Source organism: Mesorhizobium sp. M0136 (assembly GCF_040322515.1).
Classification (GTDB): Bacteria; Pseudomonadota; Alphaproteobacteria; order Rhizobiales; family Rhizobiaceae; genus Mesorhizobium.
Window position 1 is genome coordinate 24319 of the sequence record NZ_JAMYTP010000013.1, and the last position, 21682, is coordinate 46000.

General features: G+C 61.2%; 20 protein-coding genes and 2 pseudogenes. 9 read left to right on the forward strand and 13 right to left on the reverse strand.

Features of this window, described 5'->3' with window-relative positions:
• Nucleotides 1-489 precede the first annotated feature (489 nt).
• From NKJ35_RS17030 to NKJ35_RS17060, 7 genes are all read right to left on the reverse strand, one after another.
• On the reverse strand, nt 490-1773 hold the full coding sequence (locus NKJ35_RS17030; protein ID WP_352648648.1) for an ABC transporter permease subunit: 1284 nt from the start codon (nt 1771-1773) through the stop codon (nt 490-492).
• Entirely contained in the window at nt 1760-2503 is a 744-nt protein-coding gene (locus NKJ35_RS17035) for an ABC transporter ATP-binding protein (RefSeq protein ID WP_352648650.1), read from the reverse strand. The genes NKJ35_RS17030 and NKJ35_RS17035 overlap by 14 nt, the downstream gene beginning before the upstream one ends.
• A gap of 62 nt (nt 2504-2565) precedes the next feature.
• On the reverse strand, nt 2566-3462 hold the full coding sequence (locus NKJ35_RS17040) for a DUF1259 domain-containing protein (RefSeq protein WP_352648652.1): 897 nt from the start codon (nt 3460-3462) through the stop codon (nt 2566-2568).
• A gap of 39 nt (nt 3463-3501) precedes the next feature.
• The gene (locus tag NKJ35_RS17045) at nt 3502-3969 is read right to left on the reverse strand and encodes a chromate resistance protein ChrB domain-containing protein (RefSeq protein WP_352648654.1); all 468 of its coding nucleotides are present in this window, start codon (nt 3967-3969) and stop codon (nt 3502-3504) included.
• 587 nt (nt 3970-4556) lie between these two features.
• Complete coding sequence (locus tag NKJ35_RS17050; protein WP_352648656.1) at nt 4557-5375, reverse strand: DUF1259 domain-containing protein; 819 nt, start codon at nt 5373-5375, stop codon at nt 4557-4559.
• Nucleotides 5376-5401: 26 nt separating this feature from the next.
• Nucleotides 5402-5773, reverse strand: coding sequence for an APC family permease (locus NKJ35_RS17055; protein ID WP_352648658.1), 372 nt, complete (start codon nt 5771-5773; stop codon nt 5402-5404).
• Nucleotides 5774-5819: 46 nt separating this feature from the next.
• Nucleotides 5820-6686, reverse strand: a complete 867-nt coding sequence (locus NKJ35_RS17060; protein WP_352648660.1) for an APC family permease — start codon at nt 6684-6686, stop codon at nt 5820-5822.
• 114 nt (nt 6687-6800) lie between these two features.
• Here NKJ35_RS17060 and NKJ35_RS17065 point away from each other — a divergent pair, with 114 nt between their 5' ends.
• From NKJ35_RS17065 to NKJ35_RS17075, 3 genes are all read left to right on the forward strand, one after another.
• A complete protein-coding gene (locus NKJ35_RS17065; protein ID WP_352618796.1) occupies nt 6801-7778 on the forward strand; it encodes a chromate resistance protein ChrB domain-containing protein in 978 nt (325 codons plus the stop codon).
• Between the two features lie 9 nt (nt 7779-7787).
• On the forward strand, nt 7788-9197 hold the full coding sequence (chrA, locus tag NKJ35_RS17070; protein WP_352648662.1) for a chromate efflux transporter: 1410 nt from the start codon (nt 7788-7790) through the stop codon (nt 9195-9197).
• Nucleotides 9198-9278: 81 nt separating this feature from the next.
• The gene (locus tag NKJ35_RS17075) at nt 9279-10580 is read left to right on the forward strand and encodes an MFS transporter (RefSeq protein WP_502904648.1); all 1302 of its coding nucleotides are present in this window, start codon (nt 9279-9281) and stop codon (nt 10578-10580) included.
• Here the strand turns inward: NKJ35_RS17075 and NKJ35_RS17080 are convergent.
• The 3 genes and pseudogenes from NKJ35_RS17080 to NKJ35_RS17090 form a co-directional block, all read right to left on the reverse strand.
• Nucleotides 10527-11069 (reverse strand): hypothetical protein, encoded by a 543-nt coding sequence (locus NKJ35_RS17080; protein ID WP_352648664.1) that lies wholly within the window; start codon nt 11067-11069, stop codon nt 10527-10529. The two genes, NKJ35_RS17075 and NKJ35_RS17080, sit on opposite strands and share 54 nt — an antisense overlap.
• Before the next feature lie 352 nt (nt 11070-11421).
• Nucleotides 11422-11621 (reverse strand): annotated as a pseudogene (locus NKJ35_RS17085) (Tn3 family transposase); the annotation flags it as partial.
• A 187-nt stretch (nt 11622-11808) separates the two neighbouring features.
• Nucleotides 11809-12000 carry a hypothetical protein gene (locus NKJ35_RS17090; RefSeq protein WP_352496786.1) on the reverse strand — a complete coding sequence of 64 codons (192 nt, stop codon included), beginning with the start codon at nt 11998-12000 and terminating at the stop codon, nt 11809-11811.
• A 1134-nt stretch (nt 12001-13134) separates the two neighbouring features.
• Between NKJ35_RS17090 and NKJ35_RS17095 the strand changes: the two are divergent.
• Nucleotides 13135-13451: pseudogene (locus NKJ35_RS17095) on the forward strand (hypothetical protein).
• On the opposite strand, the gene NKJ35_RS17100 reads toward NKJ35_RS17095, so the two are convergent.
• The 3 genes from NKJ35_RS17100 to NKJ35_RS17110 form a co-directional block, all read right to left on the reverse strand.
• On the reverse strand, nt 13408-13755 hold the full coding sequence (locus tag NKJ35_RS17100) for a hypothetical protein (protein ID WP_352648666.1): 348 nt from the start codon (nt 13753-13755) through the stop codon (nt 13408-13410). The pseudogene NKJ35_RS17095 and the gene NKJ35_RS17100 sit on opposite strands and share 44 nt — an antisense overlap.
• Before the next feature lie 925 nt (nt 13756-14680).
• Complete coding sequence (locus NKJ35_RS17105) at nt 14681-15064, reverse strand: hypothetical protein (protein ID WP_352648865.1); 384 nt, start codon at nt 15062-15064, stop codon at nt 14681-14683.
• Between the two features lie 23 nt (nt 15065-15087).
• Nucleotides 15088-15741, reverse strand: coding sequence for a TetR/AcrR family transcriptional regulator (locus NKJ35_RS17110; protein WP_352496373.1), 654 nt, complete (start codon nt 15739-15741; stop codon nt 15088-15090).
• A gap of 268 nt (nt 15742-16009) precedes the next feature.
• Here NKJ35_RS17110 and NKJ35_RS17115 point away from each other — a divergent pair, with 268 nt between their 5' ends.
• The 5 genes from NKJ35_RS17115 to NKJ35_RS17135 all read left to right on the forward strand — a co-directional run bounded on the left by NKJ35_RS17115 (nt 16010) and on the right by NKJ35_RS17135 (nt 21671).
• Entirely contained in the window at nt 16010-17125 is a 1116-nt protein-coding gene (locus tag NKJ35_RS17115) for a sugar ABC transporter substrate-binding protein (RefSeq protein WP_352648668.1), read from the forward strand.
• Between the two features lie 71 nt (nt 17126-17196).
• Nucleotides 17197-18162 (forward strand): ABC transporter permease, encoded by a 966-nt coding sequence (locus tag NKJ35_RS17120; protein ID WP_352648670.1) that lies wholly within the window; start codon nt 17197-17199, stop codon nt 18160-18162.
• Between the two features lie 8 nt (nt 18163-18170).
• Nucleotides 18171-19676 carry a sugar ABC transporter ATP-binding protein gene (locus NKJ35_RS17125; protein WP_352648672.1) on the forward strand — a complete coding sequence of 502 codons (1506 nt, stop codon included), beginning with the start codon at nt 18171-18173 and terminating at the stop codon, nt 19674-19676.
• Between the two features lie 8 nt (nt 19677-19684).
• The gene (locus NKJ35_RS17130; RefSeq protein WP_352648674.1) at nt 19685-20626 is read left to right on the forward strand and encodes an ABC transporter permease; all 942 of its coding nucleotides are present in this window, start codon (nt 19685-19687) and stop codon (nt 20624-20626) included.
• 10 nt (nt 20627-20636) lie between these two features.
• A complete protein-coding gene (locus NKJ35_RS17135; protein WP_352648676.1) occupies nt 20637-21671 on the forward strand; it encodes a zinc-dependent alcohol dehydrogenase in 1035 nt (344 codons plus the stop codon).
• Nucleotides 21672-21682: the final 11 nt, after the last annotated feature.

Sequence of the window (21682 nt, forward strand, 5' to 3'; positions counted from 1 at the left end):
GTCGATGCGGCCGCTGATGCCTTCGAAGCGGACGCTGATCTCTCCATCGCGGAAATCTGGCGTGCGTTCAAAGACCGCGTAGGGGAAGTATGCATAAGCCTGGACGCGGTCGAGAAACTCGGCATACCGCTCCCCATAGAGCGCCCGTGCCTTGTCGGCGAGGCCGGCGGAGGTCTGCCCCTCCTTCGGCGGCCATCGACGGCCAACACCTTGTTGTCGCCTTCAGTTTCAATCCGCCAAATGCCCACCACGCCGGGCATAGCCTTCGAATCTGCGCCAACTTCCTCGTCCGAAAAGTTCACGATGCTGCGCTGGCCGGCAGAAGCTGGCAGCAGCAAGGCCACCAGGCCGGCAGCTGCGGCGACTGTCACGAGGCTATGTGAGATTTTCACGGCTGATCTCCTTCTGGCTTGAAGCGTATTCGATGGTCGGTACCCGGCGGCACCGCCACCAGGCGACCCCGATGAGCAGCGGCAGGCCGCCAAGGAACTAGGGAAGCGCGATCCAGGGCACGGCGACGAGCGGATAACCTGGATAGTCGTCGGTTCCTGTGACCGGTGCGAGCAGGGGTACGTTTGCGAGCCCGTAGAGGAGCGGCAGAATTTCCTCGGTGCCCGTCGATCGGCTGACAGCCGACCGGCCGCCGTAGCTGTACTCCACTTCACCATACGACTCGTCGCTTGCGCTGCCGACAGCGCTCTGCTGGTCGCCTGCAGGACGGATGATAATCCGGGGAATGATCCGCTCGAGCTTCGACAGGATGCTGGTCTGCAAATCCGCATACCGGGGGTCTTCAGGTACCAGGTGAACGGTGATGGTCAGCTGCTTGCTGAGCTGCGCCAGCGCCCGCTCGTCGGCTAGCGAGAAAGAGTTCCGCCGGTCCTCGGTCGAATCCACCGACCATCTGATCTGGGCTGCAGCGACCAGCACAAGGCAGGGCGCCGCGATGCAGACGACCGAACGTGCAACCTTGGTGCGCAGGGCAACGCCCATCGGGAGCCAAATGGTAGCGAGCGCAGCAAAACCAAGAATCGCAGCGAGCACCCCGACGACAAGACTGATCGACAACAATCCGAGCTCAAAGGTGTGCAGCGTTTGGGTGAGCGACAGCCACGACGACCAGCCAAGGAGGTCGGGTTGGCTGGCCGCCGCGAAGTCGATGACCCACGATCCAATCGTGAAACCGAGCGTGACAATCGCGGCGGTTGCCGCGCTCTCGGCAAGCGCGGCTGCGAACAATGCAATGGCGCCGACCAGTAGCCCGTAGAGCAAATGTCCGAGAACAAGATTCAGCGTCTCGGCAACGAACAGGTGTCCGCCCATGAACTCCCAAATCGCGAGCGCAGAGATCGCAGGCACCGCGGCAATGAGCCAAGCTGCGAAGACGGCAACCAGCTTCGCGCCAATCAAGGTCGGCGTTCGATAGGGCAGTTGGATCAGGAGCCGCAAGGCGCCGGACTCCTTTTCGTTGCCGAGCACGCGTATGGCAACAAAGGGAAACAGCAGTGTGACCGCGACGTAGAAGCCACCGAACGTCGGGACCAACACGCCGTCAAGCGGTGATAGCGCGCTCGCGAGCCCCGACGCGTCGAGCGCCGTGGCGCTCGCGTTGCTATAGAGCGATACGGCCTGAAAGAAGCTGAAGCCGATGAGAGGGCAGAGTATCAGCAGCATTATCCAGAGCGGCCGGCCGCTCGCCATTTCCCGCAGCTCCTTGGCCAGCAAGGGGCCGAAGGGAGCGCCGAGCGGTACGGCTGCCTCAGGTGAGCGCAAGGAAAACCTCCTCCAACCCACCGGAGGAAATTCCCGCACGCGCCCGCAGGTCGCTCAGGGATCCGATGCCGCGTACGCGGCCGTCCGCGAGCAAGACGATTCGGTCGCATATGCGCTCGGCATCGAGCAGTTGGTGTATCGCGAGGACGAGGCTGCGCCCCTGCGCCGCGACCTTGCGAAGCACGCTCATGATCTCGCGGGTCTGTCGTAAGTCGAAGCCGTCAAAGGGCTCATCCATCAGCAGCAAGGGATGCGGCGTGATCAGGGCAAGCGCCAGCATTAGTCGACGGGCATACCCCTTGGACAATTCAGACACGCGCTTGATTAACACCGGTGCAAGTCCGACGGCCCCGACTGTCTCCGCGACGTCGAGGTGCGATGTCCGGTACACATCAGCGAAGAACGCAAGAACATGTTCGACGTACTGGTCGCGCCAGGGCCGCAGGCCGTCGGGAAGGAAGAAGATCGACCTGCGGCGCGATGCAGGCGGCAGAGAGGCGCCGTGCCGGAGAATCGTTCCCGAGTCGGCCGGAAGAAGGCCGGCGATCGCTTCCAACAGCGTAGTCTTGCCGGCGCCGTTCGGCCCGATAAGACCGAGAACTTCGCCGGCCTCCACGTTGAAGGCAACATCCGCCAACGCGGTTTGCTCGCCATAGCGCTTGGTCAACGCACCGACCTGAAGGGCATATCCTCCCTCTTGCCGTGTAGCGATTTGCGCCTTGTCAGACATCCGGCTTCGCATCAACATCGGCTGATTCCCTCCCGGCGTGCGATCGCGCGGAGGCCCAATATCTAGCTCTTCTTGACGGCGACTTTATCGAGGGCCGCGCGCAGGCCTTTTGCCAGCTTCTGCGCGTCGTCATTCGCCCAGAAATGCATGAAGAAGAGCCGCGGCTCTTCATCGAGCATGTGGCTGTGCAGCGCGGTAATCTCGATGCCGTTATCCTGCATTGCCTTGAGAACCGGATTGACCTCCTTGGCGGTCAGCACAAAATCACCCGTGATCGCTGCTTTGCCACCGCCCGTCGACTGGAAGTTGATCGCTAAGGCCGAGCCCAGGGCGGCCGGCACGTCCATACCATTTTCCTTGACCGGTTCGGCGCGCGGGATACTGAACTGGTAGACGCCGCCATTGACCTTACCTTTGTAGCCAATGGCCTTGTCGACGGCCGCCGTGTCGATCGGCTGGGTGGATGCTTCCGATTGCGAGCCACCGGACGCGGCATTCTCCATCGGGGTCTTTGTCAACGCCAATCCGGCATGAAGCGCAGTGGCGAGCGTGACGGGATCACCCTGGCCGAACACGTGCATGTAGAGCGTCATCGGCTCCGCGCGCAGCAGGTGGTTGTGCACTGCAGTGATCTCGATCCCACCTTGTTGTAGCTTCTTCATGACCGGGTTCACCTCGTCCTGCGTCAGAACGATGTCGCCCATGACCATCGCCTGGTTCACCATTGGCTCGAACGCGATCCAGCCTCCGAGCGCAAATGCTGGCTTCAGGGATATCCCATCGAGGGATACTTTCAGGTCGGTTCGTGGCAAGCCCACCCTGTAAACGCCGCCAGGCATTTCCGTTCCGGATTTGCCGAGTGTCTGCGCGACTATTTGCCAATTGGGTGCAGCCGATGCCGGTTCGAGCAGCGCCGAGACCGCAATCAGCATTGCGCCGCTCATGAGTTTTGCATGCATGGGAGTTCTCCTTGTGATCTGCCCCCAATCGCCCACCGGTCAAGCCACAGCTGGTTTCATGGCAGGTGGCCAGCTGTGCGTCTCCGCCTTGCGGCGCGAAGCCCAGGCATAGAGCGCGTCGTAGATGACGAAGCCGTGCTTCAGCACTTCCTGGTCGTCGGGCGTCACGTCCCTGAGCCCCATCGAGATCGCAAGCAGCCCCGCAGACTGTGGCGTCAAATCGTGCCGATCGGTGTCGGCGCCGCGCACGATCGAGGCGATCGTCACGATCGCCGGATCGCGCTCGAGGCCGTATTTCGAGACGAAGGTATCGAAACTGCAGCCGTCCACATGCGTGAACTCGACACCGGGCACGTCATACGGTGTAGCGCCCGTCTCCTGGGCAACCGGGATCACCCGATCCGGCGGCACGAACAGGAATTCTGGCTCCTTGTCGATGAAGCGGGCGATCAGCCAGGGACAAGCAATACGGTCGATGACCGGACGTTCGCGGGTAACCCATTTCATGGCCTTGTCTCCCTTTTGGTTGGCGCCACTCAGCGCTGCCTACTGCTGCGATACCAACAACGCTACGCTTGGATGAAGAATGATACAAGTGTTACATATTATTTTGCCCGTGATACGGTTCATTTATGAGTGATGGCGAACCGAATGGAACAGCGCTGGCTGCTCCTTATCCATCAGCCCATCAGCTGCCGAGCAAGCCGGCCTTCCGGGTGAAGATCTGATGGCGCGCACCGAAATCCTGCGGGTCAAGGCGGGACATGTTCTGGACATCGGCGCCGCGCTGGCGGTTACCCTGCTCGGCCGCTGATCCGGAGATAGGTTTTCGATCTTGGCCGACCCGTGTTTGGGGTCCGCCGTGACATCGACTGGATCGATGCCAACGGCAGTTCCCAAGAGATGTGCCGTTCGGCCCCGCCAGGATCGACGAGTATGGCAACTTCGACGGAACCGCCACCCAGGCCGACCTTCCCACCGCCGTCGCGCCGCCAACCCGAGCGCTGCGCCGAAGTTCTTCACTCGATACATCATCGCTGCGATCAATCGCGAGCGCGCGGCGGTCGCGTGACTCCTGTGGCGACTGCAACAGACTATTGCTGTGTGTTGAGCGCCCGCCTCAAGCTCTGCGCCAACGCCTGAGCATTGCCGATGCCCCAGTAGTGCAAGAAGATGATCCGCGGGTCTTCAAAGAACATGTGATTGTGCACCGCGATCACTTCAATCGCTCCAGCTTGCAGTTCACGGATGACCGAACGGACTTCATTTTCCAGCATCGCAAAGTCGCCGCAGACCGCGGCGCGCTCGTCCGTGCCCTGAAAGGCTAGCCATGTGTTGTAGCCCATTGCCGCACCAATATTGAGCTCGCCACAGCGTGTGCAGACGACGGGCACGGATGGGCGCCCCAGGACAAACTTGAGCACGCCGTCCTTGCTCTCGCCCTTGTGCTTGACAATCGCCTCAAGCGGCGGCGCGTCCAAGCTACTATTCACTTTCTTCATGGCAGGTTCGACAGGATGCTTCTGGCGCACGATTTTTATCGCTTCAAAAATCCTATGCGCTCCTGTCGCTAACGCAGTTTCATCAGCCGTACCCTCGACATGCATAAACATCACGCGCGGCTGTTCGCGGACGAAATGATTGTGTAGGGCTGTTACGTACAGGTTCGCCTGGATCGCTGCGGCCATCGCGTCCTCGATTTCATCTTCGAGCACGACGATGTCGCCCATCAACGTGGCATGATGTGCCCCCTGTTTAAAACTGACCCAGGAGGTGAGGCCCATAAACGGAATGATCTCAAAGCCGTCCAGGGTCACTCTCATTTCACTGCGCGGGACCGATAACTTGAGCACGTCCCCCGTGGTCTGTCCCTTCAGTCCGGTAAGGGATTCAATAGCTTGGGTATTGAGCATCTTAGACCTCCTCGTTTCATCTAGCACTAGCCGAAACCAAATTTCGGTTGGCGCCGCACAATGAATCGAGTGCCGAACGCCATCGCGAGCGTCACCATTCCAATTATAAGGTGCAGGAGTGGTATGAAAAAGAGCAGTATGAAGCAGCCAGCCAGGCCTAACCAAGCGAAGAAGGGCGAGAATAGGCGCTGCTCCTTGCTTAAGTGCAGAGCGGCGTAGTGGGTAATGGCAAACCAAACCAGCAGGTAAAAGCTGGCGAGCGGCAAAACCTGACGCAGGTCGAACACCAGCACCACTGCAAAGACGAGCACGCCGACGGCAGGTACTGCGTGACGCGGCACCTTGAAGCGCGGATGGACCTCGCCGAGCCACTTCGGCAATTCGTGCGCCTCGCCCATCGCGAGCGCCACACGCGAGACGCTGAGCAGATCGCTAACGAGTTCGTTAATCGATGCTGTCCATGCGGCCCCCTAGGATCAGCCAGCCGCCCCACGGCCCGATAGCCTGCATAGCTGCCTTGAAGAGAGGTACGTCATCTTTGGCCATTTCCTCTGCGCCAAGCACCCCCAGAGTAGTAGCAGCCACGGCGTAGTAGACGACGGCGGCGATCGCAATGCCGCCTAGAATGGAGAAGGGAATGGCCTTTCGGGGATCCCGAATTTCGCCCGCCATAATGGCGGTGCGCATGAAGCCGTCCCAAGCCCAGAAGAAGATCGCGGCGCCCGCCATAAATGCGAATGGCCCCTTATCCAGTGTCGGGGCCAAACGAGCGACTTCTACATGCGGAGCCGCGAAGAAGACGAATACGCCCAGCAGCGCAACGATGACCAGCATCAGGCCAATAATGACTTTGCTCGTGAAGGAGATACCGAAGGAATTCAGTGCCATGACAACGAGCACAACCGCGCCAGCCGTCAAATGTACGGGCAGGCCAGGAACAAGTTGTGCTGAGTAATAAGCGAAGGCGAGCGATACCACGCTCGTGCCCACAATCCCCTGTCCAACATAGCAACAGCCAGCAAGGAAGGCGACCGTGTCGAGACGGAACGCTCGTGCCCAGATGAACGCACCGCCATGTCTGGGGAAATTGACGCCGAGCTGCGCGCCGCTGATACCTGTGGCCAAGCATACCAGCCCTCCTGGAATCATCGCCAGGAGAAGGGCGGGACCGGCCCGCTCGGCGGTCGCACCAAGGGCACCGAAAATACCCGTCCCGATAATCATGCCGGCAGTCATGAGCGTAGCTGCGGTGCGTCCAAGGGTCCGAGTCGCGGATGATCCTGACTGGGTAGCCCCACCCGAAGCTCTCATTTCGCCACCTCCTGTCAGGCGTCAGCGGGACAGTCTGCGAGACCGCCAACGCTACGCCTGAATAAATAATGATACAAGTGTTGCATTTAATCTTGCGCGTGATACGGTTCACTTATGAGTGAGGGGCAATCGACTGAACAGCGCTGGCTGCTTCTTATCCATCAGCTGCCGAGCAAGCCGGCCTATTTCCGGGTGAAGATCTGGCGGCGGTTGCAAGGCATCGGCGCGGTCGCGGTGAAAAGCACCGTCTATGCGCTGCCGGCCAATGCCGAGACGCAGGAGGATTTCGAGTGGCTTCTGAAGGAGATCGTCGCCGGTGGCGGCGAGGCAATGGTGTGCGAGGCGCGTCTCGTCGACGGGCTGTCGGATGCCCAGGTCCAGGCGCTGTTCGATGCGGCGCGTGATGCCGACTATGCGGAGATCGCCAAAGAAGCGCGTGGTCTCGCCGCCGAGATCGGCGCGAACGCTGCGCCAGAGAAACGTGTGGAGACGCGGCCGCAGCTCAACCGAATGCGCAAGCGGCTCGCCGAAGTGGACACGATCGATTTTTTCGGCGCTACCGGTCGCCTCGCGGTTGAGGGGTTGCTCGCCGAGCTCGAAACGCATGTCGTGGAGGACCAGCCCATGACCGAGGAGTCGAAGGCGGCTGAGCCGATCACGGACCTCAAGGGCCGGATCTGGGTGACACGCCGTGACGTGCATATCGACCGGATTGCCTGCAGCTGGCTGATCCGCCGCTTCATTGACCCAGACGCCGTCATCCGCTTCGTCCCGGGCAAGAGCTATGCGGCAAAGCCGGGAGAGCTGCGCTTTGATATGTTTGACGGTGAGATCACCCATGAGGGCGACCGCTGCAGCTTCGAGGTGCTGCTCACCCGGGCCGGGCTTGACGACCCGGCGCTGCAGGCCATCGCCGAGATCGTCCATGATATCGACCTCAAGGACGGCAAGTTCGGGCGCGACGAGACGACGGGCATTGCCAGCCTAATCGCGGGCATCGCCATGACGAATAAGGGCGACGAGCAGCGGATCGCGCAGGGCGGCCCGGTCTTCGACAATCTCTACCAGTATTTCCGCCAGAAGCGCGGGTGAGGGGAACCAATGACCAGCGTCCATGCCGTCCATCCGAATGCGCTTGGGGATGAACCTTCGCATGGCATCCCCTTCCGCGAAGCAGTGCGGGTCTGGGCGCGAGTCGCTGCGTTGAGTTTTGGTGGCCCGGCCGGCCAGATCGCGGTAATGCATCGCATCCTCGTTGAGGAGAAGCGCTGGATCGGCGAGACGCGGTTCCTGCATGCGCTGAACTACTGCATGCTCCTGCCAGGACCGGAGGCCCAGCAGCTCGCCGTCTACATCGGGTGGCTCCTGCATAAAACCCGAGGCGGGCTCGTGGCCGGCACGCTGTTCGTACTGCCGGGCGTCATCGCCATCATGGCGCTGAGCTGGATCTATGCGATTTTAGGCAATGTCGGCGCGGTGCAGGCGCTTTTCTTCGGCCTGAAGGCCGCCGTCCTCGCCATCGTGCTTGAGGCGGTTATCCGGGTCGGCAAGCGAGCGCTCAAGAACAAGGTCATGATAGGCCTCGCCGCCGCCGCCTTTATCGGGCTCTTGCTGTTCCATCTCCCGTTCCCGCTCATTGTCCTGACGGCCGGAGTGATCGGGTACGTCGGCGGGCGGGCCGGGCTGGCAGCGTTCATGGCGGGCAACGGCCATGGCAAGGTCGGCGGCAAGCAGGTCGCCGACGCGGAATCGGCGCTCGGCGAAGGCATTCCTGCCCATGCTCGCCCGCCGGTCAGCTGGTCGTTGAAGATCGGAGGTGTGTTTCTGGTGCTATGGCTGGCACCTGTCCTCAGCCTTTTCGTGCTGTTCGGGTCCGGCAATGTCTTCGCCGATATCGCGGTCTTTTTCTCGAAGATGGCGGTCGTGACCTTCGGAGGCGCCTACGCCGTCCTCGCTTACGTGGCGCAGCAGGCTGTCGATACATATGGCTGGCTGAAGCCAGGCGAGATGCTGGACGGCCTCGGCATGGCGGAGACGACGCCTGGCCCCTTGATCATGGTGACCCAGTTCGTCGGGTTCATGGGCGCGTATCGAGCGCCGGGATCGCTTAATCCGCTGCTCGCTGGAACGTTGGGCGGCCTGCTCACCACCTGGGTCACCTTCACACCTTGCTTCCTCTGGATATTTGTCGGTGCGCCGTTCGTGGAAACGTTGCGCAGTAACAAGGCCTTGTCCGCCGCGCTGGCGACCATAACGGCAGCCGTGGTGGGCGTGATCCTGAACCTGGCGGTGTGGTTCGCGCTTCACGTTCTGTTTGGAGCACTGCGCGAGGTCAAAGGGTTCGGCATGACGGTCGATGTGCCCGCATTCAGCTCCGTCAACGTCCCGTCCCTCGTCCTGACATTGGGTGCGCTGCTAGCGGTGTTTCGCTTCAAGATCGGCATGCTCCCGGTGCTCGTCGGCTGTTCGATCCTCGGGCTGCTCTACGGGATGGCAACGGGAGCGATCTAACCCGTGCAGCCAGCGCCGCTTACCAGTGGTGAGGAGGCATCGTTGACGTTACAGTGGCTCGCGCACGGTTTGCGCAAAGCTATTTCGAAGCGGCGCTTCAGGCTCCTTCCTGCCGGTGCTGAGCCGACTGCTGCGAACCTGCTGATATCAAGGGGACTGCGGGCCTTCGGTGACGGTCTGGTCAGCATCCTGCTTCCCGCCTATCTTACCACGCTCGGCTTCGACGCCTTCGAGATCGGAACCCTGTCGACGGCGACGCTCGCGGGCTCAGCCCTCCTCACCCTGGCTGTTGGGATCGTCGCGCACCGCTTCTCCCGTCGAGCGCTGCTGACCGCAGCGGCTGTCCTGATGATAGCAACGGGGGTCGTCTTCGCTGTCGTTCACGACTTCTGGCCGCTGCTTCTCATCGCGTTCGTCGGCACGCTGAACCCATCTTCAGGGGACGTCAGCGTGTTTCTACCGCTCGAACATGCGCAGCTTGCGCAGAGCGTCACCGACCGCGACCGCACGGCGCTCTTTGCGCGCTACAGCCTCATCGGCTCTCTCGCCGGCGCCGTCGGAGCGCTGGCCGCAGGAGCGCCCGACTTTCTCCGCGACGCCATCGGCCTGGAAATGAAGCAGGCCCTCCAGGCAGCTTTTCTATTTTATGCCTCACTTGGGTTGGCGGCGGTGCTCCTCTATCGGCGGCTGCCGAGTGACGCGCCTGATGCAGGCAAAGTGTCGGCACAGCCATTGCGCAGGTCTCGCTCCATCGTTCTGTCACTCGCAGCGCTCTTCAGCCTCGACGCTTTCGCAGGCGGCTTCGTCGTCCAATCGTTGTTGGCCCTCTGGCTCTTTCAACGGTTCGGCCTGTCGCTCGCCGCGACCGGCGCAATCTTCTTCTGGACGGGTGTCCTTTCGGCTGCGTCCTATTTGGTCGCTGTGCGAATTTCCCAGCAGATCGGACTCATAAACACGATGGTGTTCACGCACCTTCCGTCGAGCCTCTGTTTGGTGCTCATCCCGATCATGCCGAGCGTCGCTCCGGCTATCGCTCTTCTGCTGATTAGAAGCGCGCTGTCGCAGATGGACGTGCCGACCCGCACATCGTACGTCATGGCCGTGGTGACGCCCGAAGAGCGGGCTGCCGCGGCGAGCATCACCGCCGTCCCCCGCAGCCTCGCGGCGGCCGCCAGTCCAGTCCTCGCAGGGGCTCTCCTTGCCGTCTCCAGCTTTGGCTGGCCCCTGATCATCGCCGGTGGGCTGAAAATTATCTACGACCTTCTGCTGCTCGCGACATTTCGCAGTGTTCGCCCTCCAGAGGAGCACGGGGGCGGGAGGAATGACATGTCAGTCGGCCATGATCGAACTGGCAACGACGCGCGGGTTTCCTGGTGGCGTTGAAGGCAGGACCACCAGCCGGACAAATTGCTTACGTCCGCCGGCAACGAGGATGTAGAGACGCGAGAACTCCTCCGTATCGCGATCTTCGGCAATCTTCTCGGCATCCGTACGGGTGAAGAAACTCTTCCGAAATGCCTCTTGATCGATATCGGGAAATGCCAGCGTACACGTCTGCACCGGTTTGCCGCTCATCGTTGCCTTGGTAGTGCCGATGATGGTTCCTGCTGGCAATCCTTCCTCCGCTTCGGCCACCAGCCATGCCTCCACTGAGGTTGGATTAGCGATTGGCGCGAGTTCGGCGAAGCCTGCTTCGGCAATAGGTGTCCACCTGCGTTCGTGCGCGGTCTCTATCATGCGCTCGAAATTGGGACCCTCGGCCAGACAGGTACGGTGAAATTGTTCGACAGCCTGATCCGCATCACTGGCGGCCTGCGCCGGCGACATCGTCAGACCCAAGATGGTCCCTGCCAACGTTAGAAATCGGAACATGTCTATCTCGCGTAGCCGATTGTGGTCGAACCACTTATCCTGAACGGGCTACGACACTCGTTGTTCCGGACTGTCGGCGCCTGCATGGCCGGTATTGATCTGGTGGCTTGATGGAGGCGCGAAGCGCCTGCGCAGTTGATGCAATGTTCAGGCATCTGGCAACTGATGGAACCATGCCGCACTGGGTTTCGATGACGGACCCTGCTACAGACCCACTCACACCGCCGGGCAGGAGCAATTGATCTCGTGCTGAGTTCCTGGAGACATCTCCCGGCGCTCGCCGAGGAACCTGCATGGGGTCGGAACAAGAACTGTTCCCAGCGACACGCTAAGGTCGAACGGAGCATGAACGTCATGCGGCGTGGCGTAATCGAGCCGGAAGTCTGAGCGACCGGAAGCCTTCCGGCATCTGATGTTCCACATTCCAAGTGTAGATGCCGGTCAGATTGATGTGTTCCCAACTCAGCGGCGAGACGTGCTTGAGCAGGTGATCCGGAACCTCGCGATGCATTTTGCGTAAATGGGTGACGGCCGTTCGATATAGACCGTATTCCTGCTGAATTTTTCCTGCGGCGCTGTTTGATGGACGCGCGCTTGGGCCCCCCATTTTCTATTGCCCGCCTCGGCTCATGCGGGGCGGGCTTCTTGGCGTTCTGGGAGGATTTGCTCACCATGGTTCGTAGTGGCGGCGCAAGGTGAGCGCCTCACCTGAGGCTACATGGCGGCCGTGGAGATTGCCTCAGGAGCGGCGCCCAATCGGAAACCTTAGCACCTCCGCGTTTTGACGTGGCTGCTTGAACTCTTCCACGGCAACCGCCTCAATTAGCAGGTCCAAGGCTTCGCGTCCCCTTCGACTCATCGGGTCATCGCCACAAAGGTAGTCATACGCTCGATCTAAATGCACTCGGGCGGCGGAAAAATTGCTTGTCATAGGACCCTCTCTAACCACCCGCATTGGCCGTCTACGAGGTGAAGGTCGCGCAAATCGTCAATATCTACAGACAAATTTGAATCAAATTGGGGATGATCGGGGGAGTAGCTACGACGTGACCCACGGTGACTGAACCGGTGGACATCGACGCCGAGGTCTCGGCATTCCTCGCGCGGCTGGAGGCCGAAGTCCCCTCCGTCAAGCCCGCCGACGGTCACTCGCTAGACTAAGACTAAGACTAGCGCTCGGTCGGATCATAAATGCCGAGCACCCCGTTCCGAGACCACCTCTGACCGGCGTCATTCGATGCATACGCGCGGAACCGGCCCGATTTTGCGGCGTAGAGCCAGAGGCGGCTGCCAGGTCCAGGCCGGTTGGCTCCAAATCGTGCTAGGTCGGATCAGGTTTGTCCACACCACTTTGCTAAATGCGGCGGGCGATAATGCCATCGAAGACGAATGGCGCAGGTATCGGGTATCGATCCGTCGGAGCACCCAATCCCGACGCAACGCGGTTCGCAGCCATCTCGACCGATTGATGGACTCCTGACTGCGGGATGTAAGGAGCTTTTCCTAGCCTACTAGCTAAATGGAAAGACGCCGATCCCCTCGTGAGCCAACCTCGGCGCAACCTACTCGAACTCCAGAGCGAAAAGAGCGCGTGCGGCTCGAGCCACTTGCGACGAAAATGGAAACGGCGCCTCGGCATGACCGACTCCGACTGCCTGAGCGCCGGCATCGCCTTTCAGTGCGCGCAAGGGGAACGTTCCAGTGGCCAGTGCTGCCTTGCTGGAACGGAGCAGGTGGGCTGTTCTAGCAACACGGTTGGGTACCCGGGGTCTCAACAATGATCAAATGCGCAGGAACGCTCGATCCGGCGCCTGGCCGGGCCGCCGCGCCCGCTGCAAAAGTCTGCGACGACTTTGGTGCCTTTTTGGACACTTCCCCGGTTGGACGGTATGGGTGGTCTCCAGCGGCACCGCTGGAGCACCGTTTGGTGACGTTATATAGACGCTCGAGAGCCGTGGCGCACTGGCAGAAGACGGCTGCACACCCTTTGCCCTCGCATCGACCTTGACGAAATTCTTCCCTGGAATTGGATACCTGTCACCGTGACCTACGCCGAGGCCGCTTGATGGCGACAATAACCCACGTCTTCACCATCGACCACGTTTCGCGAATGATCGGGGAGGATCTCGAGCTCCTTCAGGCGATCTCAGCAACGATGACAATCTCAGCTATGGCAGTATCATTAGTGTCCATGACGGTACGGAGGAGGCGATAACCCCTCTCACCGACGATGGCATTGACCAACTAAGACAGATGCTTGCCCATGCTCGCCGTTCGGCCGAAAAGTGGAACGAGTTCCTCGATGACTTCGTCTCAGATCCGGACATCATCGCGCGCATCAAGGCGAGATCTTCGGCGCAAGACCGACCGGCTGCGGCATAGTTGAGGACAAGCCGATCAATATGGTTACCTTTGCCGCCACCTCGTCCAGAGTAGCGGTAAGCCGGTTTATCTGCGAGGCGGTTGCCGCCAGCTCCGGGCCGTAGCGGGTAACGAGATATTCCCAGTTCTGGCTGAGGGAGTGAAGATGTTGGGCGGTTTTCGCGCGAAGGCGCAGCCTCGCTTCCAAAGCGAGTTCCGTGCGCGCCGACAGATCGTGCTGCATTTTGCGGATCTGATTGGGGCTGTGCCCACGGTGGAGCAAAAGCGCGGTCAGATAGAGTTCGATCGCATGGATCGCCGACAATCTGACCGCGCTCGAGTGAGCGGTTTGCCTGGCCGGCCGAGCCGAAGCAGCAGGGTTGCCGCCTTGCGGTACTCTTCCGCAAGCTCGTGGACCTACAGCGGCGAGGCCAGCTCTCCTGGGTATTTTCGTTCTTCAATCTCCATTCATGCAATCCAAATGCCACGCAGAAGTTTGGGCAAAGAGCAAAACAATCTATTCTTCGGCACTCTCCATTTCGTGGCATCGCTGTCGCAATCCCGAGCAAGACATGCCGCGGTCGGATCTGCGTCGCGGCGACCGCAGTGGTTCTCGACGGATGAGAAGGGCGCATGCCGCGCCTGGCTTGTCGTCGCCTCGCCGATCGGCCCCGGAAGAGATCAGGTGGGCGTCTCCCTGGGGCCGGGCTGCGGGCTTCGCTGAAGCCGGCCTGCGGTCGTCTTCACCCCTTCAGGCACGCATCCCTAACGCGCCCGCTGCCGCACCTCCGGCGCTTAGCCTGCTTGAGTGCGGATAAAGCGCCTTGCCTCATTACCGAGGCAGTTTCTTCATCTCCGCTGCGAACCCGACGTGCGCGTTTCCCGGATACGCCTCTCCATGCGTGACATCGACCACAGGGCGAGGGTGCCTGGTAGCATTCCAGGGCTCGTTCAATCCATTCCCAGGCGAGGGCACCGTGCGCATACCGCAGGCGTTTGTGTCGGCGAACTGGGCGGAGTTTCTTCTAGGCAATCTGCATCTCTGACCGGGTTGAGCTCGTCAATGACCTAAACAAAACAAAACCGCATCGCGAAGCGATGGCCTGAGGCAGCTATCAAATCGCCTTGACCGGCATATCGCTCAAGAGCGACTTGCAGGGCTACATTTGCTTTGAACGTTCTGGGAATGCTGCCGAGCGGTGATCATCGCGCTGACGAGGAGCTCCTGACCATGGCGTAGAATAAGTTCATCACGGCGTCATTGAGGAAGCCGTTGTTACGGTGCCGATATCCGCATCGTCGGCGATCGCGCCTTCTACATGCCGGGCGGCGACTTCATCCAACTGCCGCCGCAGCCCGCTTTTTTTCCGAGGCCGCGCGGACAACGACAGGCAAGGTACGCGCTGAATCCCAATCCCTCCCTGGCCGAGCAGTTCGCCATACTGGCGGCATGACAGCGGCCGGTCTCGACCACCTTCATCACGCAAAAAACTTTGCAACACAACCCATCCGCCGTCGCCAGCACCTGCTTGCGTGTCGCTTCGGAGGGTCGGCCGGTTCCCGAAAGCACGTATGATGCCATCGCGACCGACGCCTGCCGCCGCCGCGACTTCCTTGATTCCGGACTGTTTCATGAGTGTGCCGCCGGCCGGTAACGTCAAGCGGCAACAAGCCGCATGATCGTATCGATATTGAACTTGAAGCGCTGCTCTAGGGCGTCCTTGGCCATCAGGTCCCGCTCGTAGATGATCGAACCGGTGAAACGGTTTGTCAGGTAGTAGTAGCCGACGGCCGCGATGGTGATGTTGAGCTGCACGGGATCGATGCCGTCGCGGAGGACGCCCGCCTTCACTCCGCGCTCAAGAATGCTCGAGACCAAGTTCACGAGCTTCCTGCTGGAGACCCGGACGATCTCCGATTTTTTCAGGTGCTTGCCTCGATGCAGGTTTTCACTGTTGACGAGCGTCAGAAATTCCGGGTTCTTCAGGTAGTATTCCCAGGTGAAGCGCACCAGTTTTTCGAGCGCTGCCCTTGGGTCAAGATCTTCCAGGTGCAGCTTCTGTTCGGCGTTGCGAATATCGAGATAGGCCTCTTCGAGAACGGTCTGGAACAGGCCCTCCTTGCTCTCGAAATAGTGGTAGATCATGCGCTTGTTGGCCTTCGCCTTCTCTGCGATATCATCAACGCGCGCCCCACCCAAGCCTTTCTTTGCAAATTCTTTTTTTGCCGCTTCGAGGATGCGCGCCTTGGTGGCTTCCGCGTCGCGGATGCGCGGTTTTCGTCCCGGTTTTTCGTTTTGTTCGCCCGTCATGTTTTGAGCCTGCCCTCTGCCGCGGTCGGGATTTATTTCCTGCAACTCATACACGCGCGTCGCCGTCCGTCACAGCCGTTCGACGCGATTGCTCGTCGTGATCATACTGAAACCGCTTGACTTGGGCAAACTAAAAGAAGTAACTGGTTAGTGCGTTAAATGGCGTGGGTCACACCGGAGCGCCTCGCCTGAAGGCTAGGCTCTCCTCGTCGGCAGCAGCGCCAGTCGTGACGCGGAAAGCGTTTCAATCGAGAATTGGGAGGAACCAATGTCGACCTTTATCAAGGATTTCATCGAGCGCGAAACGGTCAGCCGTCGCAATTTTCTGTTCGCAGCTGCGGCCGGCATGGGCGCGGCTGCCGTGCCGGGACTATTCGGTGGCGGCATCGCACGCGCCGCGCTGACGGACCCGGCGATTGCCTGGAGCTACCGCGACCGCGCCTCGGCATACTGGAACTCTGTCGTCTCCGGCGGCGAGGCCTTCGTGGAGTCGCTCGGCAAGCCGAAGAGCGCACTCATCAGCCTTATCAACGAGGGCTCGACGGAAAAGTCGCTCGCTGACATCAAGGCCTTCCTTGCCAAGAACAATGGCAATTGCGCCATTGCCTGCGATGCCAATGACAGCCCGAACGCCCGTCCGGTCGTCGAGGCCGTTCAAGCTGCCGGCGCCTATGTGTCGACGATCTGGAACAAGACCGACGACCTGCATCCCTGGGATTTTGGCGACAATTACGTCTCGCATATGACCTGGTCGGATGAAAAGCCGGCGGAAGAAACCGCCCGCATCCTCTTCAAAGCCATGGGCGGTGAGGGTGGCGTGGTCCATCTCGGCGGCATCGCAGCCAACAATCCGGCCGTCGAGCGCCTCAACGGCCTCAAGAACGCACTGAAGGACTTCCCGAAGGTCGAGCTGCTCGATGCCGAGCCGGCCGACTGGGACACACAGAAGGGCGCGGCCCTGATGGCCTCCTTCCTGACGCGCTACGGCGACAAGATCAAGGGCGTGCATTGCGCCAATGACAACATAGCCTACGGCGTCATCGAGGCGCTGCGTGCCGAGGGCATCGAGAACATGCCGATCGTCGCCTATGACGGCAATCCGGAAGCCGTGCAGATGGTCATGGATGGTCAGCTGCTCGCCACCGTCTTCACCAATCCGCATTGGGGCGGCGGCATCAGCGCTGCACTCGCCTACCATGCCGCCATCGGCACCTTCAAACCTTCCGAGGAGCCGAAGGAGCATCGCGAATTCTATGGCCCGACGATTCTCGTTACGGCCAAGGACGCGGCGGAATTCAAGGCGAAGTACCTGGATTCCGTGCCGACCTACGACTGGAAGGACTTCTGGGGGCCGTCGAAAGGCCAGATCCAGTACAAGTCCTGACCATAGGCAGGGCGGCAGCCGTACGCGCTGCCGCCACATCTCCTGCGAAATTTTATTAAAGGGTGTCTGACGTGACACGTCGCCTATCACGCGAAACCTTGATCAAGTGGGCGCCGCTACTGGTGCTGATCGCGCTGGTGATCTTTTTCACCGCGTTCAACCCGACCTTCTTTTCCTTGCGGAACTTTGCCCGTATCGCGATCGCGGCGACCCCGGCGCTCATGGTCGCCGTCGGCGTCACCTTCATCATCGTCATGGGTTCGATCGACCTTTCCATGGAGGGAACGGTCTCGCTCACGGCGGTCTCCTTCGCCTTCATCTTCGCCCAGCTTGGCGGCTCACTCGCCGGCTTCGGCTGGATAGCCATTCCGCTTGTGCTCGTGCTCGGCGGCCTGATCGGGCTTTTGAACGGGCTGGTGCATGTAAAACTGAAGATCCCGTCCTTCATGGCAAGCCTCGCCATGGGCTTTGTCGGCACCGGTGCCGCGATCCTGCTGACCGGCGGTGATATCGTGAAGGTCAGCGATGCCACCTTCCGCGGCCTGCTCACGGTGCGCTGGCTCGGCTTCCCGCTGATGGTCTATGTCGCGGCCTTCTTCCTGTTCGTCGGCTGGTTCATCCAAACCCACACGACGCTCGGCCGCAATTTCTACGCTGTCGGCGGCGGCGAGGACCTCGCTCACGCCTCGGGCCTCAACGTCACCCGCGTCCGCGTCACCGGCTTTGCGCTCGCCGGCGTCTTCTACGCCATCGCCGCTATCCTCGTCGTCGCCCGCATCGGGCAGGCGGAATCTGTGACCGGCGCAAACTTCATGTTCGTCTCCATCACCTCTGTGGTCGTCGGCGGCGTGGCGCTCTGGGGCGGCATCGGCGGCGTGTGGAACGCGCTCGTCGGCGTGCTTATCGTCAACGTCATCGACAACGGCATGGTCGTCATCGGTCTGCCCGATTTCCTTCAGGACGGAGTGCTGGGCCTCCTCGTCATTCTTGCGGTGGTGCTTTCCACCGACCGCAAGATGGTTTCCTTCGTTAAGTGAGGAGCGCCATGTACGAGCTGAAAGCCGTCAACAAGAAATTCCCCGGCGTCCACGCGCTGAAGTCTATCAATTTCCACATCAAGCGCGGTGAGATCGTCGGTCTCGTCGGTGAGAACGGCGCCGGCAAATCCACGCTGATGAAGGTCATCTACGGCGCCTACCAGCCGGATGGTGGCCAGGTCCTCATCAACGGGGCGTCCGTTCGCTTCGCCAATCCGCGCCAAGCGATGGAAAAGGGCATCGGGATGGTGTTCCAGGAACAGTCCCTGATCCCGAACCTCTCTGTCATGGAGAACATCTTTCTCGGCTACGAGCGCCAGTTCGTCCGCTTCGGCGTGGTCGACTGGAAGGCGATGGCGAGCGCGGCCAAGGCGCAGCTCACCAAGGTGAAGCTCGACCTCGACCCGGTGACGGTGACCTCGAAACTCTCCTTCGCCCAGCGCCAGCTTGTCGAACTCGCCAAGGTTCTGACACTGGAAGAGCGGGTGAAGGGCGACCTCGTCATCCTGCTCGACGAACCGACCTCGGTTCTATCGAAGGAAGAGGTCGAGCTGCTCTTCAAGCTTGTGCGGGAGCTGACGACGCGCGCCTCCTTTATCTTCGTTTCGCATCGCATGGACGAGGTGATGGAGCTCTCCGACCGCATCTATGTCATGAAGGACGGCGAGGTGGTCGACGTGGTGGAGCGGGGCGGCGCGACGACGGAGGCCATCCAGCACAAGATGGTCGGCCGCAACGTCGACAAGCAATATTACCGAGAACACCTGCAGAAGCCGTTCGATGGCTCGAAGGTGCTGGTCGAGATGGCGGGCGTCGGACTGCCGGGCAGCATCCAAGATATCTCCTTCAAAGTGCATGCCGGTGAAGTCCTGTGTCTCGTCGGCACGGAAGGTTCCGGGCGCGAGGCGATCCTGCGCACGATCTACGGCATGCTGACGCCGGCGACCGGCCGTCTCAAGATCAAGGGCGCTGACGCCAATGGCTATTCGCCGCGCCAGTCGGTCGCCCATGGCGTCGGCTATGTGCCGCGCGAACGCAAGATCGAAGGCATCGTCGCCGGCATGAACGTCTACGAGAACATGACGCTCTCGCAGATGCGGAACCATTCGAGCGGGGGGGTACTGCGCGTTAACGAGGAGCGGGCGCTGGCGCGCGACTGGATCAAGAAACTCTCGATCAAGGCACATTCGGAATTTGCCGATTGCGGCAATCTCTCGGGCGGCAATCAGCAGAAGGTCGTGCTGGCAAAATGGCGTTCCGCCGGCTCCGACATCATGTTGCTCGACCACCCGACGCGCGGCCTCGACATCGGCGCGAAGGAAGACGTCTACGACATGATCCGCGCGATGGGCGCGGCAGGCGTCGGTATCGTGCTCGTCGCCGATACGCTGGAAGAGGCGATCGGCCTGTCGCACACCATCCTCGTCGTCAAGGACGGGCGCATCCAGAAGCAATTCGCCTGTAAGCCGGGCGCCAAGCCCACGCCCTTCGACCTGCTGCACCATATGATCTGAGGGAAGAAATGGATATTCAGCGCCTCAAACCGCACCTACCCTGGGTCACGCTGGTCGTGCTCGTCGCGATCGTCGGCGTCAACGATCCCGGCTTCCTGCGCCCTTCGAACCTACTCGGCATCGCCGGGGATATCGTGCCGCTCTTCATCATGGCGCTCGGGCTCACCTTTGCTATCTATATCGGCGGCATCGATCTTTCGGCCCAGTCCATGGCGAACATGGTGACGGTCGTCGCCTCGGTATATCTCGCCTCCATGGGGGGGTGGGTCGCCGTGCTGTGCGTGCTTGCCGGCTTCCTGCTCGGCATGCTCTCCGGTTATGTGACGACGCGGCTTTTCGTGCCGTCCTTTATCTCCACGCTCGCTGTCGGCGGTGTCGCCTTTTCTATTGCGCAATGGCTCTCCGGGCAGCGCGCACTCAACATGGATGCCACACAGCGCAACGAGACCTTCGGCTGGATGATCGGCCGCACCTGGGGCGTGCCGCATGAGCTGCTGATTGCCGCGGCGCTCGTCGCGATCTGCCTCTTCATCGAGCGACGCACGACGCTTGGCCGTGCCCTGAAGGCCGTCGGTGCCGGCGAACTCGCGGCCGCGGCCTCAGGCCTCAATGTCGCCCGCTACAAGATTCTTGCTTTCGCGATCTCGGGCGCACTCGCCGCCATTGCCGGCCTCCTCTTTGCGGTAAAGCTTTCGGGCGGTGCGCCGACGATCGCCAACGGCTTCCTGCTGCCGGCCATCGTTGCGGTGCTCGTCGGTGGTACGCCGCTGACAGGTGGCGTCGGCGGTGTCGTCAACACCGTGGTCGGTACGCTCATTGTTGCCGTCATCCGCGCCTCGATGCTCTATTTCGAGATCGACGCGACGCGCCAGCAGATGGTTTTCGGCGTCGTGCTGATCGTCGCCATCGCGCTGACCATCGACCGCGCAAAGCTGCGCACCGTGAAGTGAGGATCTGGCCATGAGCACCATGCGCGCCGCTGTCCTCACTGCGCCGAAGCGCTTCGAACTCCGCGACGTTCCGGTGCCGTCCGTCGGGCCGGATGATGTACTGGTGCGGGTAACGCGCACAGGCATTTGCGGCACGGATATCCATATCTTCAACGGCCACTACGCCACTGACCAGTTGCCGCTGATCCCCGGCCATGAGTTCTGCGGCACGATTGCTGAGATGGGCACCAATGTGCGCCATCTCTCGCCTGGTACGCGCGTGGTCGTCGACATTAATATCGGCTGCGGCACATGCTTCTGGTGCCGCCGTAATGAGGTGTTGAACTGCGCCGAGGTCACCCAGGTCGGCATCGGCAGGGATGGGGCTTTCGCCGAATTCGTCGCCGTGCCCGCGCGCCTCGCGATCCCCGTTGAGGCTGACATCGCTGACGAAGTTCTCGTCCTCACCGAGCCGGTCGCCTGCGTCGTCCGCGCCGCGCGCAAGGCGAGGGCGACCTTCGGCCAGTCGGTCGTAATCTTCGGCGCGGGGCCGATCGGCAATCTTCATGTGCAGATGATGCGGCTCGTCGGCGCGGCCCCCATTATCGTCGCCGATCTCTCCGCCGAGCGCTCCCGGATGGCTCTCGAAGCCGGCGCGGATGCGGCGGTGTCCGATCCGGCCGAGCTCAAGAAAACCGTGCTGCGGATGACCGGCGGACGCGGCGCGGATCTGGTGGTCGAAAGCGTCGGCAACAGAAAGCTCTATGAACAGGCTTTCGACCTGACGCGCCGCGGCGGGCACATCGCCTTCTTCGGCATCACGTCGCGGGGCGAGACGGTCCCCCTCGATATCCTCCGCACGGTTCTGGAGGAGACGAGCCTCAAGGGCTCCGTCGCGGGCATGGGGGAGGATATGCAGGACGCATTGACCCTTCTGTCGCATGGCCGGTTCCGCACGGATGATTTCACCAAGGCGAGCTACTCCCTGGAGAATATCCAGGCGGCTTTCGACACCCTCGGGGAACGGCCGCACGACCTGAAGACGCAAATCGCCATTGCGGCGTAAGACCTATCGAA